The organism is Paenibacillus sp. M-152 (genome assembly GCF_003856555.1).
GTDB lineage: Bacteria > Bacillota > Bacilli > Paenibacillales > Paenibacillaceae > Paenibacillus > Paenibacillus polymyxa_C.
The window spans coordinates 2,722,685-2,739,827 of the sequence record NZ_CP034141.1; the positions used below are offsets into that span (position 1 = coordinate 2,722,685).

The 17,143-nt window shown below is 45.6% G+C and carries 14 protein-coding genes; 9 read left to right on the forward strand and 5 right to left on the reverse strand.

Annotation, left to right across the window (positions count from 1 at the left end):
- Positions 1-196 precede the first annotated feature (196 nt).
- From EGM68_RS12225 to EGM68_RS12240, 4 genes are all read left to right on the forward strand, one after another.
- A complete protein-coding gene (locus tag EGM68_RS12225; protein ID WP_129549256.1) occupies positions 197-1,570 on the forward strand; it encodes an MFS transporter in 1,374 nt (457 codons plus the stop codon).
- A 229-nt stretch (positions 1,571-1,799) separates the two neighbouring features.
- Positions 1,800-2,804 carry a LacI family DNA-binding transcriptional regulator gene (locus EGM68_RS12230; protein ID WP_013371147.1) on the forward strand — a complete coding sequence of 335 codons (1,005 nt, stop codon included), beginning with the start codon at positions 1,800-1,802 and terminating at the stop codon, positions 2,802-2,804.
- A gap of 435 nt (positions 2,805-3,239) precedes the next feature.
- On the forward strand, positions 3,240-4,721 hold the full coding sequence (locus EGM68_RS12235; protein WP_013371149.1) for a glycoside hydrolase family 5 protein: 1,482 nt from the start codon (positions 3,240-3,242) through the stop codon (positions 4,719-4,721).
- A 784-nt stretch (positions 4,722-5,505) separates the two neighbouring features.
- Positions 5,506-6,474, forward strand: coding sequence for an aldo/keto reductase (locus tag EGM68_RS12240; protein ID WP_129549257.1), 969 nt, complete (start codon positions 5,506-5,508; stop codon positions 6,472-6,474).
- Positions 6,475-6,510: 36 nt separating this feature from the next.
- Here EGM68_RS12240 and EGM68_RS12245 read toward each other — a convergent pair whose 3' ends face one another.
- The gene (locus EGM68_RS12245; RefSeq protein WP_129549258.1) at positions 6,511-7,332 is read right to left on the reverse strand and encodes a helix-turn-helix domain-containing protein; all 822 of its coding nucleotides are present in this window, start codon (positions 7,330-7,332) and stop codon (positions 6,511-6,513) included.
- A gap of 87 nt (positions 7,333-7,419) precedes the next feature.
- Between EGM68_RS12245 and EGM68_RS12250 the strand changes: the two genes are divergently transcribed.
- From EGM68_RS12250 to EGM68_RS12270, 5 genes are all read left to right on the forward strand, one after another.
- Positions 7,420-7,707, forward strand: coding sequence for an oxidoreductase (locus EGM68_RS12250; protein WP_129549259.1), 288 nt, complete (start codon positions 7,420-7,422; stop codon positions 7,705-7,707).
- Positions 7,708-7,865: 158 nt separating this feature from the next.
- Positions 7,866-9,377 carry an aminotransferase-like domain-containing protein gene (locus EGM68_RS12255; RefSeq protein ID WP_129549260.1) on the forward strand — a complete coding sequence of 504 codons (1,512 nt, stop codon included), beginning with the start codon at positions 7,866-7,868 and terminating at the stop codon, positions 9,375-9,377.
- A 36-nt stretch (positions 9,378-9,413) separates the two neighbouring features.
- A complete protein-coding gene (locus EGM68_RS12260; protein ID WP_040101347.1) occupies positions 9,414-10,343 on the forward strand; it encodes a D-alanine--D-alanine ligase in 930 nt (309 codons plus the stop codon).
- 288 nt (positions 10,344-10,631) lie between these two features.
- A complete protein-coding gene (locus EGM68_RS12265) occupies positions 10,632-11,186 on the forward strand; it encodes a GNAT family N-acetyltransferase (protein ID WP_129549261.1) in 555 nt (184 codons plus the stop codon).
- Between the two features lie 36 nt (positions 11,187-11,222).
- Positions 11,223-11,834, forward strand: a complete 612-nt coding sequence (locus EGM68_RS12270) for a DUF1349 domain-containing protein (protein WP_013371156.1) — start codon at positions 11,223-11,225, stop codon at positions 11,832-11,834.
- 452 nt (positions 11,835-12,286) lie between these two features.
- Here the strand turns inward: EGM68_RS12270 and EGM68_RS12275 are convergent, their stop codons facing one another.
- The 4 genes from EGM68_RS12275 to EGM68_RS12290 all read right to left on the reverse strand — a co-directional run bounded on the left by EGM68_RS12275 (position 12,287) and on the right by EGM68_RS12290 (position 16,828).
- Positions 12,287-13,015 carry an HAD family hydrolase gene (locus EGM68_RS12275; RefSeq protein WP_129549262.1) on the reverse strand — a complete coding sequence of 243 codons (729 nt, stop codon included), beginning with the start codon at positions 13,013-13,015 and terminating at the stop codon, positions 12,287-12,289.
- A 29-nt stretch (positions 13,016-13,044) separates the two neighbouring features.
- Positions 13,045-14,094, reverse strand: a complete 1,050-nt coding sequence (gutB1, locus tag EGM68_RS12280; protein ID WP_129549263.1) for a 2-amino-2-deoxy-D-mannitol dehydrogenase GutB1 — start codon at positions 14,092-14,094, stop codon at positions 13,045-13,047.
- A gap of 34 nt (positions 14,095-14,128) precedes the next feature.
- On the reverse strand, positions 14,129-15,397 hold the full coding sequence (locus EGM68_RS12285; protein WP_481855621.1) for an aspartate aminotransferase family protein: 1,269 nt from the start codon (positions 15,395-15,397) through the stop codon (positions 14,129-14,131).
- Positions 15,398-15,619: 222 nt separating this feature from the next.
- A complete protein-coding gene (locus EGM68_RS12290; RefSeq protein ID WP_129549265.1) occupies positions 15,620-16,828 on the reverse strand; it encodes an MFS transporter in 1,209 nt (402 codons plus the stop codon).
- Between the last annotated feature and the right edge of the window lie 315 nt (positions 16,829-17,143).

Sequence of the window (17,143 nt, forward strand, 5' to 3'; positions counted from 1 at the left end):
AAAAATAACAGGTGATATTTTTATTATTTTAGTGATAATATGGTTAGGTAATTGCAATTAAACAGATTTTTACTTTTATTTTGTGGAGGCGTTAGAATGAAGTACATAGTGAAAAGAAGGGCACAAATTAAAGGGGATAACGCATCACTGGCCCTATAAACTGCGTAATCCCTGGCATTTTTAAGGGGTTTGCATAATGGAAAAATCGATTGAGAAACGTATTCCTAAATCTTTGATTTGGCTGTGCGTGCTTGCATTTTTCAGCGTATTGAATGAGACGGTGTTCAACGTATCGTTGCCCGACATTGCCGCTCAATTTGGAATTAAGCCATCCGCTGCAAATTATGTTAATACCAGCTTCATTCTTTCTTTTGCCGTAGGAACGGCCGTTTACGGAAAAATATCGGACATTTACGGCGTAAAAAAACTGGTTCTCATCAGTATGATGATATATAGCGGGGGATCGCTGTTTGGCTTGCTTTTTCATGCCTGGTTTCCGATTTTGCTTGTTGCACGATTTATCCAAGGAGCGGGTGCTTCTGCCGTCCCCGGACTGATTATGGTCATCGTTACCAAAAGTATCGAAAAGCAGCATCAAGGAAAAGCTTTTGGAATGATTGGATCGACCGTTGCTCTGGGAGAAGGTTTTGGTCCTATAGTTGGAGGCTGGATCGCGGACTATGTACATTGGTCCTATCTGTTTTTCCTGCCAATGATGACGCTTGTCACACTACCTTTTTTCTTACGGACGCTGCCTGACGAACCTATGAAAAAAGGTGGGCTTGATGTTCTGGGAGGCCTGCTCTTTGTTCTTGGAATTGTTTCGTTCACTTTATTTACGACACATTACGAGTGGTGGTATTTGACCAACAGTGTCATTCTTTTCATAGGATTTGTGCTGAGAATTCGAAGAGCTAAGGAACCTTTCGTAGAACCAGCTTTATTCAAGAGGAGAAGGTTTATTGTCGGCGTATTTGTAGGGGGAATACTTCTAGGGACCGTTGCAGGATTTATGTCTATGATCCCTTACATGATGAGAGAAGTACACCAGATGCCGACAAGCCTTATCGGAGGCGGTGTTCTGTTTCCAGGAACGCTTAGCGTGATTCTTTTTGGGATCGTTGGCGGTTCTTTGGTCGATAGGCAGGGAGCTCGTTTTGTCATGGTTGCAGGGTTATTGCTTCTCGTGATGGGGCTTTTCATCGTTTCACTTTTTGCCGATCGTAGCCTCTGGATCATTTCAGGAGCATTGGTTTTGATTTTTGGTGGGCTATCCTTTGTCAAAACGGTCATCTCAACCATTGTGGCAGGCTCGCTAAGTGCTGACGAATCAGGCTCAGGTATGGGGTTTTTAAATTTTTCCTGCTTTTTGGCGGAAGGGATTGGTATCGCAATTGTAGGAGGACTGCTTACACAGCTTAGGTGCAACTTTCCTATTCTCCCGATCGTTACTGACGTTGCAGCATATTTGTACAGCAATTTGACGTTACTACTTCTAGCTGTAGTAATTACAGGCGGTGCCATTTTTATGATCGTATTTAAGGGAGAAAAGGCTTCCTTGGATCATTAATAGAAAATAATAATTTTTATAGAGCTGACATTGATACGTAATGATGTCAGCTTTTTTGTACAAAAAACTAAACTTTTTAAAGGGTGCATACATTGATTATTTGGACATCAACTAGATGTTTTTTGGTATTACTAAACGTTTCCTATGAGGCTGAGCATCGCGTATAATATATAGTAAATTGTTATGTACCGAGTGTGAGATTCGTTTATTTTGGTTTGGGGTGAGTGTAGTGGCATCTATTCATGAGGTGGCGAAACAAGCAGGGGTATCGGTGGCAACGGTATCCAAAGTGATTAATAATTATTCTGATGTCAGCAGCAAAACGAGAAATAAGGTGAACAAGGCGATTGAATTGCTGAACTACCAGCCGAATGTGGTTGCCCGAAGCCTCGTGAAAAAGCGTTCCTGGACGGTCGGGATGTTCCTGCTGGATTTCTTCACGAATCCTTTTATTTCGGAGCTTCTTGATGGGTTAAGAAAGTCTCTTGAAGATAGCGGTTATGACCTGCTCTTTCTATCACCGAATCTTAGCAATCCCGATTATACCTTCACTAAGCATTGCATCAGCCGCAATGTAGATGGAGTTGTCATGTTTGGTGTCGATCGAACTAATCAAAATTTTTTGGATCTACTTCAGGCTGAGATGCCGACGATGATGATCGATACCGATCTGCTGGGACCTAGAACCGGATATGTAACAGCCGACAATCGCATAGGTGCTTACTTAGGTGTTCAGCATTTGGTGGAACTCGGACATAAACGCATCGCTTTTATTTCAGGGGATTTGGGATGTCTGGTTGGTCAAACGAGATTTTCCGGGTATCAGGAGGGGCTGCGCTCGAACGATCTTCCTTACTACGACCAATATGTGGAGGTAGAGAAATACAGCATTGAAGGTGGATATAAGGCGATGAAGCGCCTGCTACAGCTTCCGGAAGCACCGTCCGGCGTAATCTGCTCTTCAGACTATATGGCGACCGGTGCGATCGAAGCAATTCGCGAAATCGGAATGCGAGTACCTGATCATATTTCCGTTGTTGGGTTTGACAACACATTCTATGCGGAACTGTCCATGCCCAAGCTTACAACAATCAATCAGAACATTACGCTAATGGGAATGAAAGCAGGAGAGCATCTCATCCGAATGATTGAGAATCCCGATTATTCACCGCCAACGGAGATTGTCCCGGCAAATCTGGTTGTACGAGACTCGACAGGAGAGTATAAGGAATAGTTTTTTAAGAATTGACAAACACAAAAACAAATTGTATTTTAATTATGGTGTAAGCGCTTAATATAAGGTCCCTTGAATCACTTCTGCTCGTTCTTGTTTCATTCCCGAGTTATGGACAAAAGGGAAGGTCTCATATTGCGTCAGAGGGGAGGAAACTGGAATAGATATGATTTTAAAAGAAGGTGGTGATCCGGAAGACGTAGGGCGATATGTTGTTAACCTGAGGAAAGCGTGAAGATGTTAATGGTTGAATCTAATTGAGTCTATTGGAACAGGAGGTTTCACTAACATTTTTATTTCATTTTCGAAAACGTTTTCGCCAACAAGTTTGAATGCTGTCACTGTTCTTGAATCCGGCCGATATGCAGATGAATATCGGGGCTACTTGCCGAAATTTTTCGCGTAATCATGCCATATTAAAGGGAGAAGAGAATTATGAAAATGTCGTTCAATTCATTCACTAAGCCATTAATCATGATCCTACTGTTCAGTTTATTAACGCTACTTTTTCAAGCGGCCTTACCTGCAACGCCCGCTTCTGCAGCTGCCTGCGCAAACCCTGTAAGTTATTTCGGTGAAATGAAAGCAAGTGGAAACAAGATTAACGGCTCCAAAACGAATCGGCCTATGATGGTCAAAGGGTCGAGCTTCTTCTGGAGCAACTGGTCCGGTCCATTTTGGAATACCGCCACGGTGAATCGGATGGTGGATGAATTCCAAGTAGAGATCGTAAGAGCGGCATATGGCGTGGACCCCAGCGGAAATCCGTATAACACGGCCGATGAATCCAAAGTTCGTGACGTGGTCAATGCGGCAATTGCTAAGGGGATCTATGTTATTATCGATTGGCACTCACATGACGCGCACAACAACGTCAACGCCGCTAAAAGTTTCTTCAGCCGCATGGCGCAGGAATACGGAAGCTATGATAACGTCATTTTCGAGATCTATAACGAACCTACGCAAGTCTCGTGGGGGACAATCAAAAGTTACGCTGAGCAAGTTATTCCAGCCATTCGTCAACATTCTGACAATCTAATTGTCGTTGGTACGCCATTCTGGTCTCAGAATGTAGACCAGGCAGCGAACGATCCCATTACATCCTCTAGTAATATCGCCTATACATTGCACTTTTACGCTGGAACTCATTTTCAGTCGCTCCGGGACAAAGCCAACTACGCAATGAGTAAGGGCATCCCGCTATTTGTTACCGAGATGGGCTTTGTTAACGCGGATGGCGACGGCGGCATTAATTACGATTCCACGAACCAATGGCTTGACTGGATGAACCAGAATAACCTGTCATGGGCCAACTGGGCGATTAATGACAAGACAGAAGGCGCCAGTATTTTCAATACGAACGGGAGTCTCACAGCAGGAGGTAACTATCTGAAAAGCATTCTAGCCGGGCACGCACCGTATGCCGAGTGGAGGCAGAATGCGGCTTGCGGTGGCAGTAGCGCAAACACATTATATGACTTCGAGGGTAGTACGCAGGGCTGGACCGGTTCGAATATATCCGATGGTCCATGGAGCGTAAACGAGTGGTCATCCAAGGGCAGTAATTCTCTTAAAGCGGATATCATCATGTCTGCTAATTCCCAGCACTACCTGCTTCTCTCACAAAGCCGCAACCTTAGTGGTAAGGCAACGCTAAGCGCGACCGTCAAACATGCATCTTGGGACTCCGCAGGTGACGGACTCAATGCCAAGATTTATGCCAAGACAGGATCAGGTTGGGCTTGGTATGCTGGCAAAGCTGTCAAGATAAATTCTTCTGGAGGTACGACGCTGTCGTTCAACCTTGCATCTGTACCCAATCTTGACGATGTTAGGGAAATCGGCATACAATTTCTTGCCTCGGCGAACAGCAGCGGTAAGTCAGCCGTTTACGTTGACAACGTGACACTTCAATAATACACTCCTAACTTTTCCTGCTAAGGGACTTCATCGCTATATTGTGGGCTTGTCCTTTCGACCAAGTTATTTGCGAATAGTGGAGAAATAATGCTAGTGATAGTTGATTGATCCATAAAACAGTGCCAAATTAAAGAGGAAAGACGCAAGATAAAGCTCTTGCCCAAACCAAGTGACAAGAGCTTTATCTCATTACCGATTGTGTCAATAATATGATCTCATTACTCATGGTCTTCATGAAGTACCCGTGTTTTGTAGTTGGGAAATATAAGGCTTACAAAAGCTGGTACATATACCGAATTACAAACCAAACACCTCAGTAATTAAATAGAATCAATAAACCTCCTTTTAAGCACAACCTTATCTTAGTCCTCGGACTGGAGGAAGGTTGTTTTTCTTTGTTATAAAATAGGAATCCTTTGTTGTTTCACACAATTATTCCCTAATTAATCATTCACATTATGATATCGCGGATTTACGAGAGAAGACAGGGACTATGATGAATAAAGCAAAATTCTCATTATTGAAGATTTAGTAGCTGTCCTATTATCAAATAACATTATGACATGTATTTTTATCACAGTGACATTCCAATACATAAGAATTGTTAGATATACTTGAGCTGCCTAAGGTTAGGTCCTCAACTTTATGACATGTCTTGAGGGAGGCGTGAAATGAGAAATAAGAAATAAGAAGAGGGCACGTCAGAGGCCAGTATTTTGCTAGGAATGAGAAAGGATGAAATCAGGTGACTTATATTGCACAAGAGAATTGATACGAACAAATGAAATATCGGCGGATTGGACGGAGCGGTGTCAGGCTCCCGGCCATTTCGCTCGGCTTGTGGCAAAATTTCGGCGGGGACAAACCGTTTGAGGATAGTCGTGCAATGATATTACGTGCCTTCGATCTTGGTGTCTCGCACTTTGATTTGGCAAACAATTACGGACCACCTCCCGGATCGGCCGAGGAAACCTTTGGACACGTTTTAAAAAAGGACCTCGCACCTTATCGGGATGAGTTGTTTATTTCAACAAAAGCTGGCTACTATATGTGGCCTGGCCCGTACGGTGAGTGGGGATCGAGAAAAAACCTGCTTGCAAGCCTGGATCGCAGCCTTCAGCGAATGGGACTCGACTATGTCGATGTCTTTTACCATCATCGTCCCGATGGTGATACCCCCTTAGAGGAATCGATGGGAGCGCTTGCTCATGCTGTGAAATCAGGCAAAGCACTGTACGTCGGTTTATCCAATTACGGACCGGAGGAGACGAAGCAAGCAGCTGTGATCCTTAAAAACCTTGGTACACCGCTGCTCCTCCACCAGCCTATGTATTCGATGCTGAACCGGTGGATTGAGAACGGATTGCAGGACGTGCTGACTGAAGTAGGAGCCGGCACAGTGGCTTTCTGCCCGCTTGGTCGCGGACAGTTGACGGGAAAATACATCGATAAGCTGGAAGCTGAGTTTAAAACAGGCCTGCGCACGTTGAAACTAGAGGCCATATCTCAGGAGCGGATTAACAAATTCCGTGCGCTGGAGGCGATCGCGAAGCGCCGCGGTCAAACGTTGCCGCAAATGGCGTTGACATGGGCGCTGCGCGAAGGAGGTGTGGATTCGGTGCTAATCGGTGCAAGCCGTGTAGGTCAAATCGAGGAAAACGTGCAAGCAGTACACGCGGAACTGCTATCGGCAGCGGATCTTCAAGAGATCGACCAAGTTATGCATAATATCGGGGATGTCCCCTGGTAATGTCATGGCAACAACACGATTCATTAAACGAACAAATCAGTCGAGACTTGAAAGACCCATTGAGCTGTCTCTTTTAAGCCTTGAGCGAAAGTGTGATGGAGAAAGTCCCTTCACTTTTTTAAACATTTTGGAGAACAGTAGCGGGTCGCTATAACCAACAGAATAGGAGACTTCCGTGATGGACAGCTGCGAATTGTCCAGCAGATCGCCTGCTTTGTCCATCCGGAGGTTCAACAGGTATTGTTGTGGGGAAACATTAAGAATCTCCTTGAAAAGGACGGACAGATAGACACGATCAATCCCAACTATGTGTGCGACCTCGGAAATGGAAACTCTTTGGTTATAGTTCATTCGAATAAACTCGACCGCTTTACGAATGTAGGCGTCTTTGGGCCGTACCTCGGGCAGTAGTTGACTCGTAGCAACCAACATATCAATCCAATCGGCGAGTGACCTGAACAAAATGCTCTGTCTTCGTAGTTCACTGGTGCTGTGGTTCACGTCGCAGGCAGAAAATTCATCCAAATAAGAATCAAACCAAAACAATGGGGAGTACCTGAATACGGGATGAAGGGGAGAAATGTGCGCCTGCTCGAATAGAGGTATAACCCCGTTACCCGAAAAGGCTATCCAAGAATAAATCCAAGGATCAGTTGGGTCCGCTTCCATGTAACAAAGAATGTTGTCGTATACGATAAAGCCTTCGCCTTGCTGAAGATGAAAGGTCTTTCCGTCAATCTGGTAAACGCCTCTACCCGCATGGATAAACATGATTTTGTATTGTTCTTTGATGCCGGGCCCCCAAGAATAGCTGGGTTCACAAACTTGTTTGCCGTGATAACAGTAACAAATATCCATCTGGTTGCTTTCCTCCTATAATAGTACATCATGACATATAAGATCCTGAAAGTCACTTGCGAAATGAGTTCACTTATAAGGAGTATAATGCTTGATCAGTTCCTTACGAGCTATACGAATCGTCGAACAGATGAATACGGTGGATCCATTGAAAACCGGATACCAGTTATTGCGAATGGCCAGCTTGATAATCCTGATAAGGCTACCACAATCATTGGGCAAGGGTTTGCTGACGTAATTGCGTTGGGGAATGGCGTACTTGCAAATTATGATTGGATAAAGAAGGTTAGAAATGGTAAACCGTTATCTGAGCTGGATCAAAATAAAGTTTTAAGACCGGATGCAACCATTAAGGATTTCGAGATTAGTCAATAAGATGATCATTGCGTAACCAACCATTTGGAGGTACGGATATGATGAGGACGTAGCTGGGATAAAATCGGAAGAACCATCGAAGGATGAAAAGTCCAGAGCGGTGGTTCTTTTTTTCTTTTGTTACCTATGCCATCATTATAGATGGAGGGCGATGAACAATGTTCCAAGATTTTAAGCTCGTTGGTGACCGTCCGGTCGCGATACAAGTAAAAGAATATATTAAACGTTTAATTATAAAAGGGACGTTTCACAAGGATCAGAAGCTACCCTCCACACGAGAAATGAGTAGTGTGCTCAAGGTGAGTCGCAATACAGTTATTGCAGCCTATGAAGGCCTAGAGGACGATGGATTTACGTATACAATACCGAGTAGAGGCAGCTATGTGGCCGCTATGGTGGACTGTTTGGTTGCGAATAATGGAGGGGATGATGCCTCCTTCGCCTGGCAGATTGATTGGAAGACAAGAATGAGCAAGTACGCTGTATCGGCTGCAGAGCTTGATATGATGAAGCAGGGCATTCGCGCCCCAAGAGGAATCATCTCGTTTACAAGCATCGCACCGGATGAGCAGCTGTTTGATCTGGGAGATGTAAGGCGAGCCTTTATGGATCGGATGGCAATCGAAGGGCAGGTGCTGCTCAACTACGGCTATGCCAAGGGTTACAAACCACTGATCGATTACCTGATTAGATATATGGAGAATAAGGGCGTCGATATAAGCGGCAAGGATCTACTGATTACAAGCGGTTTTACAGAAGGCTTCGATATTGTGCTGTCAGCACTTCGCCCTTCAGCGCGCCGCGGTACAGTAATTTGTGAAAATCCGACCCATCACACAGCGATCAAAAATTTAAAGCTACAAGGCTTTGAGATTACCGGCATTCCAATGGAGCGGGATGGTATTAATGTGGAGCAGCTTGAAGCGGTATTGCAGAAGCAGACAAGTAGCTTCGATCTCGCCTATTTGACTCCTTCCTATCACAATCCTACAGGCATTGTCATGTCGCCGGCAAAGCGCAGCGCTGTAATGAATTTAATGATGCGCTATCAGATTCCGGTGATTGAGGATGGTTTTAATGAGGAGCTGCGCTATTCAGGAGCGCATATTGCGCCATTAATAGCAACAGCAGGGCGAGGGAACGGAGTCATCTATATTGGCAGCTTCTCCAAGGTGCTGTTTCCTGGCTTGCGAGTAGGCTGGGTGCTTGGAGATCGAGCGCTGATTGACACTCTGGAAAGCATTAAGCGTGCGCGCACCATTCATACCTCAACAATCGACCAATCGATATTATATCAATATTTGCTCAATGGAAATTTTGAGAAATATGTAAAAAGAGCACGTATGGAATATAAGCGCAAATACGAGCTTACGAAGGCATGCTGTGATACCCATCTCTCTGAGGCGCAACTATCTGGCGATGGGGGCTTGCATGTGTTTCTTACCTTCCCGGCAGGTGTAAATACGCGCCAGTTGCTTGAAGCATGCATAGATCAAGGCGTTATATATACACCTGGAGACAAGTTTTTTATACAGGAAGGTGAAGGGACGAATACTTTGCGGCTTGGCTTTTCCCGAGTAACGGATGAACAGATCGAGCGGGGTATTCAGATTATAGGCCAACAGGTGCGTAACTTTCATAAGGCATGTGGTCATAAGAACAATCCGTAACTGCACTATGATTTTTTAAGAAAATGGGGTGTCATGATGAAGATTGGCGTTATTATGGGGGGGACTTCCACTGAGCGTGAGGTTTCTCTGCAGACAGGTCAAGAGATGCTGAATCATTTGGATCGCAGCCGCTATGAGGTGGTTCCAATTGTGATCGATCAGCCAGCGGATTTAATCGCACAGGTTCAGCACACAGACATCGATTTTGCGCTGTTAGCGCTGCACGGCCAATATGGCGAGGATGGCACGGTGCAGGGAGCGCTGGAGACACTGGGCATTCCCTATACAGGGAGCGGTGTTCTGGCAAGCAGCCTGTGCATGAATAAGCAGCTGTCCAAGATGCTGCTGAAGTCGGCAGGGGTGCTTACGCCTGCAGGCCTCTGCTGGCAGGGAATGGGCGATTATGATCAGCAAGCGGTAGAGCAGTTGGGTTATCCCGTTATTGTGAAGCCGAATATGGGAGGATCCAGCATCGGCATCCAGCTTGTGCATAATGAGAAGGAGCTTCACTCGGCTATTCAGAAGGCTTGTGCTTTGGATCAGACGATTTTGGTTGAGCCTTTTATTCAAGGGACGGAGCTTACCTGCTCAATTGTGGATGGCGAGGTATTACCGATTATCAGGATTCGCTCTGCCCATTCTGAATGGTTCGACTATAAAGCGAAATATGAGACCGGCGGTGCTGAGGAGAAGGTGATCCAGCTTCCTCCCGTTATTGAGCAGCGTGTGCGCGAGACGGCGCTTGCCAGCTATCGGCTGCTGCAGTGCAAGGTGTATGCAAGGATCGATATGATTTTGTGCCAGGATGTACCTTACGTTTTGGAGGTAAACACCTTACCCGGAATGACCGCTAACAGCCTACTTCCGAAGAGTGCAGCTGCAGCAGGCATAACCTTTACGCAGCTGCTGGACCGTATTATTACTAGCTCACTTCATGAGCGAAAACGGGAATGGGAGAAGGTTTAACATGTTTGATGGATTAGACCAGCTAGAATACCTTGATACGGAAGCTTTCATCTGAGGGAACATCGGAAGACTTTGTTCATCTTAAAGAGAATTTAATGGTCTATAAAGTAAAGGGATTAGACAGAAAATGGCGAAATATTGTTATAATGGTTAGAACGGAACAGCGTTAAACTGATGTAGATTTGAAGAATGTTGCAGCAGTAATGCAACTTGATTTTGCTTCAAGATGGGGGAGGTGTTCACATCTCTATTCGCACCTTATAAAACTGTAGGAGAACGAATACGAAAATGAATATTTTAATCAGAGAAGTGAAGGCTGAGGACGGTGAGTGTAGCACAAACATTGATGGTAGCTTTATCGTGGATTCTACCCTTGTTTTGCAATTAACGGGACAGCAAATCGAATATACGGTGAAGGAGAGGCCTATTAGTAAAAAAAGCTACGATGATGATCAGTTTGAGGAAGACACAGTTGAGGATTATTCGAATTATATCGACAATCCCGATCAGATCATATATTTAGCGCTCGTAAATAATCAAGTCGTAGGTCAAATTGTTCTGAAAAGGAATTGGAATAAGTATGCATATGTGGAAGATATCAAAGTCGACAAGCTATATAGAAGCTTCGGTATCGGTAAGGAACTAATCGAACAGGCTAAACGCTGGGGGAAGGATGGCAGAATGCCAGGAATCATGCTGGAGACACAAAGTAATAATGTTCGCGCTTGTAAATTCTATGAAAGTTACGGTTTTGTGATCGGTGGATTCGACTCCTACGTCTACAGAGGCCTAGATAAAGAAAGTGACGAGATCGCGATCTATTGGTATCTGATGTTTGATTAGAACGACAAATTTATTTGAATAAAGGAGGACAAAAAGATGACTAAAAAGAGAATGGAATGGGAGGAAGGGAATTGGATCAATTCACCTCTATATGCCCGGAAAGAAGGAGATTTCCTTAAGGTTGCGCCTGAAAAGGGAAGAGATTTTTGGAAAAAGACATTATATGGTTTTGAATTTGAAGATGGGTCCGCTTTATTATCGGATTGGAATAACAACACGGCGGTGGAAGTATCGTTTCAACTCGCATCCTTTACGGAGCTTTATGATCAGGCAGGTATTTTGTTATACCATGGCCCCGAGCAATGGATTAAAGCGGGGATAGAAATCAATGATGGCATTCCTCAGCTTTCCACAGTCGTAACCGCTGGGTATTCTGACTGGTCGCTTGCGGCTGTGCCGGAGTGGGTTGGTGAAGAAGTCACCCTCCGCGCTTCCATCATCAAGGATGCTGTGGTCATTCGCGCACGGACGGAGAATCATGGATGGCGAACGATTCGTGTGGCGCGTTTTCCCTACACCACTGGAAATCAGGCAGGTCCATATACCTGTTCGCCAACCCGTGAGGGCTTTGAGGTTACCTTTACTCGCTGGCACTTTACAGAGCGGGACCAAGACCTTCATAGTGATCCTCCTGTAGAACATCATTGAAGAACGAATGCACAGCTGAGCACAGCAATATGAGATACGATAAACTAGCTTATATGCACATGAAATAATGATTAAGAGTAGGTGTCTCATAATAAAATATATTGTAATAGACCCAAAAGGGAAGATGTGTATTTTGGTGTGAAATCCGGGACTGATAAGGAAGACCAAAGCGGAAAACTACTACTTGACACAATAAAATACATACTCTAAAAACTCCGATTTTGTCTTTCCTAAGTTCAGTTTTTTACGCAACAGACATGAGGTTGAAAAATATTTGATGTAAAGCACGCCCCATAGAGTACACACAGGGTAGTCTAAATGACATACTCTACTATGTACTCTATGGGGCATAATTATATCTGTCATTATCCATTTTAAAGATCAGGCGGTTTAATATATTTATAGAGGAGATATGCCTTCCAGCATCTTACAGCCCTTCTCTTGGCAGACAACTATTCCCCGAATGGCAAGCTCTCTTTAAGCGCCCACAGGTCATCATAGCTGGAAATACGGTAATCTGCCTTGGATAAATCCTGCTGGCCCGAGCCTGGGGTGTGTAAACCAATGCAGCGCATACCAGCACTCTTGGCTGCATGAACACCATTTCGTGAATCCTCAATAACAATACAATGGTCCGGGGCTATGCCAAGTAGTTCGGCGGCATATAGGAAGATGTCTGGTGCCGGTTTACCCTGGGATACCTCTTCTCCAGTGATTCGAATATCAAAGTAACGGCCAAGTCCCGTTTTTTCCATAATGAGATCAATCAGCGACCGCGGAGAGGAAGAGGCTACTGCAATCGGAATTCCTTTTTCCCGTAACCAGTCCAGCCACCGTTCCAGTCCGTCGATCGCCATCAGGCCCTCATATGCTGTTATGGTCTGCATCACATTTTTTCGGTGATAGGCAAGTGCCTCTTCCAATGTATTAGTAAGTTGATGCCTGTCCAGCACTTGACGCCACATGGATTCGAGTGTCACTCCAACATAGGTGTGATGCTCTTCTTCCGTCATGGGTGCACCGAAATGGGCAAAGGAGCTGCGTTCAACCTCAAAATAAATCGGTTCGCTGTCTACCAACACCCCATCCATGTCGAAAATGACCGCTTTGACCGGAACGGACGCTGATAGGTCTCCTGTGCATTCATGATTCGTCGGTGTAACATGATGAATGCTCGTCATGTCCATTCTCCCCCTTGTTAGTAGCTAATTTAGTTGCCGGAGCCATTCGATTGCAGCACAATCTTGATCGCCTGAGACGAAGGCTGAAGTGTCCGCTCGCTGATATTACATCCAAGTGTCTTAAAGGCTTCATGGTAGTCATCAAGCGGATACGAGTGGGTAATGATTTTTTTGGCGGGAATGATTTGCTGCTCAATCAGATAATGCGCCGTGGAGAACGTGCCCAGAGAATCAATCGAGCCGATGATTTTAAGGCTACGGTCAACGACCTCTTTCGGATTAAACGAGCTTATCCCATCTCTCAGCCCCACCAGCATCAAATACCCGCCGCTCGCAAGCTGGCTTAGTACCTCGGTGCCGACCACGCCTGTGGTATCCACAATCATGTCCACCTGATTCTTTGCCGGAGCCAGCCTATGAATGGCCGCCTCCAGCGTGGCATGCGCGGACCACCGTTCGGGGGCAATAGAATCCGCAATGGCGAGCCGTTCCTCCGAGATGTCAACAAGGCAACCAGTCACGCCTTTCGAAGCAAGAGCATAGCTGTACAGAATCCCGATCGGACCTGCGCCTATAATAACAGTGGTGAAGTTCGGCAGCAGGTTAATCTGGTTGATCCCGGTCAGCATACAGCTCAGCGGTTCGGTCAGCGTCGCTTCTTCGTAGCTGATATGATCCTTCAGCTTGTACAAAAAACGGTCCTCAGTCACATAATAATCGGTGAACGTACCGTCGGCGCTGACTCCGGTCTCTGTTACGGCTTTATGTGTGCAATGATTCTGTCTTCCTGTCCGGCACATTTCGCATTGACCGCAGTAATATGTTGGATCAATCACCACACGGTCCCCAGGCTGCAGTGAACTGACGGCTGATCCTACAGCGATCACATCCCCCGCTGATTCGTGGCCCAAGATCGTAGACGGCACGGCATGATATTTACCGCTAATGATACCTAGATCCGTACCGCATACGCCTGTCGCCCGAATTCGGACAAGTACATCGTTATCTTTTTTAATCTCCGGGATAGGTCTTTCTTCAAGTGCGACATCCCAAGCTGATTTGTATACCAGTGCAAGCATGAATAATTCCTCCTTTTGCCTATTGGGCAGATCGTTAGTGAAGGGTAGCAAGAACGGTGTCAAGCCGTTTAACAATTTCGACAATCTCATCTTCTGTAGCCGTGAGGGAAGGTCTCACTTTGACCACGTTGCCATAACCGTAACGGGAACCTCTGAGAATTAATTGCTGTTCCTCAAATGCACGATCGATAATTCCATTGCTTTTCACTGCATCCGGGGCATCGTCCTCGTCTACAATTTCCAGTCCCCACATCAGTCCGACACCGCGAGCCTCACCAATGCAATCATGCTTGTCAGCCATCTCGGTCAGCAGGGATCCTAGCAGGCTTCCTTTGGACCGGACGGCTTCCAGAAAACCGGGCTCGGTTACAACCTCCAGCGTGGATTTGGCCGCCGTGACCGAGATCAGATTGCTACCCGAGGTAAAGGAATGCTCGTGCTTCTCCAGGACATCGAGACGAGACTGCATCAAGACCGCCGCAACCGGGACACCAATACCGCCTAGACCCTTGGCGAGAGTAATGATATCCGGTTGGATGTCAAACAGCTCACTTGCGAACATGTAACCTGTCCGCCCAATTCCGGTCTGCACTTCGTCAGCAATCAGAATCATTCCGTGCTCGTCGCATAGCTGACGGAGACGCTTGAAATATCCTGGAGGCGGGATGATATTACCTCCGTTGCCCAGAATGGGTTCGATAATCATGCAGGCCACAGACCCAGAGCTTGCATACTCAATGGCGTCTGATATGGCGTCAATACAATGATGACCACACTTGTCTGGTGAAGAATTAAAGGGACAGCGATAGCAGTAGGGGGCAGGCACATGCAGAGAGTTTGCTGCAGTTGAGTTAGGGAAGTTTTTCCGGCGGAAGGCATTGCCGGAAATGCCTGTTGCGAATTGGGTTTGTCCATGATGTGACAGATGCAAGCTGATGATATCAGTAGCTCCGGTATATTTCTGGGCCAGTTTCACAGCACATTCGTTCGCTGTGGAGCCGGTAATATCTCTCATCCACCCAGCGTCGATACCGTTCGGGGTGTACTGGATTAGATGATCTAGGACTTCTTCGACATAAGGCTCTGTAAAAGACGAAGACATGTGAGCAAGATTGCCGACCTGCTCCTGTACTTTTGCGACGACATGAGGGTGGTTATAACCGAGCGACAAGTTGAAGGTGCCGGATACGCCATCCAAATACTCCTTGCCCGAATCGTCAATCAGAGTAATGCCTTTACCATATCTGAAACGTTCTTTGGTTAACGTATGCACGATATTTACCCTCCATATCAGAATATACATTCTTATTAAGTCATCTTATAAAAGTGTACCACCCTATTAGAGCATCACGCGGCTGAACTCACCTCCCCAAAATAAGAAGTTTATCTTCCTTGCCCTCATGGGCAAGGGAGCACAATCTGGTGCTTCTGCGATTTCACAGATATGAGAGATAACCGCAGTAACAGAATCAGCCCGAAAAGCAAAAATGCGATAGGCCTCACCTCCCCTAAGAACTAAGCGATGTCATCCTTCCTTGCTCTGATGGGCAAGTGAATCAACTACTCGGCTACCCCGATTGTTCCACAGATGCGTGAGAATAAGTGCCAACAGCAAAATCAGAGTAAACCCTCCTAAAATCCAGAGGCTAGCCGCCACCGGCCATTCGCTCATGCTCCAGCCTATAACATATTGAAGCACCGATCCGCCAATTCCGCCTGACGCAATCAGAATGCTGGTCGTCCGTTCGGTCATTCCTGGAATCATTACGTTGGCGTAGACAAGCGCGATACAGAAGAGGCCAGACATGAATATGCCTGCACCAAAAATGAGAAGGTATGTAACCCATTGGCTGGATATAAACACCATGAAAACCAGAAAACAGAAAGTTCCAATTGCACTCCATAACAGATAAGGAATATATCCTGCTGATTCTGCAATCTTTCCTGAGAACATACGACCAATGATCATTGCAATCCAAAGCACGCTGACACCTAGCGAGGCAACAGATCCCTGAAGTTGTAGCGTTTCTGTCAGAATAGAAGGTAGGAAGTTCATGAGCCCCAGTTCAAGACCCATATAAACAAAGAAGAAAATAATGAAGATTCCTAGCAATACACGGTGCTGTCCTGAGTAACGAGCTTGTTCAACTGAACGCTCAGTAGTGCGGATGTCTGCTTGTGTGAGGTGAGTGGAGGCGGAAACAGGCATGGTAAGCCAAAATAGCAACAGGATAAAAGTAAGAAAGGAGATGGTGTAAAAAGTTAGATTCCATATTCCAAACCAGATATATAGGCTAACGATGGCAGGCATAAGCAGTGCACCAAGTGCAAAATAGACATCCAGCTTGGACATGGCCACGGCTTTTTGCTCCTCCGTAAACTCAATTGTAAACGCTCCGATGGATGATTCAATAATGCCTGAGCCGAAGCCAATCCAGATGGCCATTGCGATGACCCAATTCCATGAGGGCAGTACACCCAAGATAGTACATGCGATGACAATACTCCCCAAGGCAATAGCAAGCATGGACTTGCGGCCCATATGTAGAGCCATGAAGGGAGTGAGCAGAACGCCGACAAGAAAGCCGAAAAACTGCAAGAACAGCAGCAATCCACCATCGCTGTACCCCCGTCCATAGTGAGGCAGCAAAGTCGGCAGTAATGCCCCCAGCACAACGCTGGTGACACCGATTAACAGATAGAAAGCACAACTTAAAGCGAAAAGTCTCTTCAAGGCCTGTCCCTCCATAAGGTCATATTTTTTTATATGAGCATTGTTTTTACTAGAATATACCATTACTCTGGAAAAGTATATATACAATTCCACAGAAATTGTAAAAATAAATCGATAGACTCTTAATAATATGCGTCATGCTCCTTATCAACGTGATACACATCAGTTTTATCTTGAAGGCACTATATACTTTCGTACAATTGACTTTGATTTAGAAGTTGGTCCATCCTTCAAATGAACGGTTGATTAAAAACATTGGAGGGATCTTTCATGCGTTTGGGAGGAAAAGTTGCGGTCGTTATGAGAATTACAAAT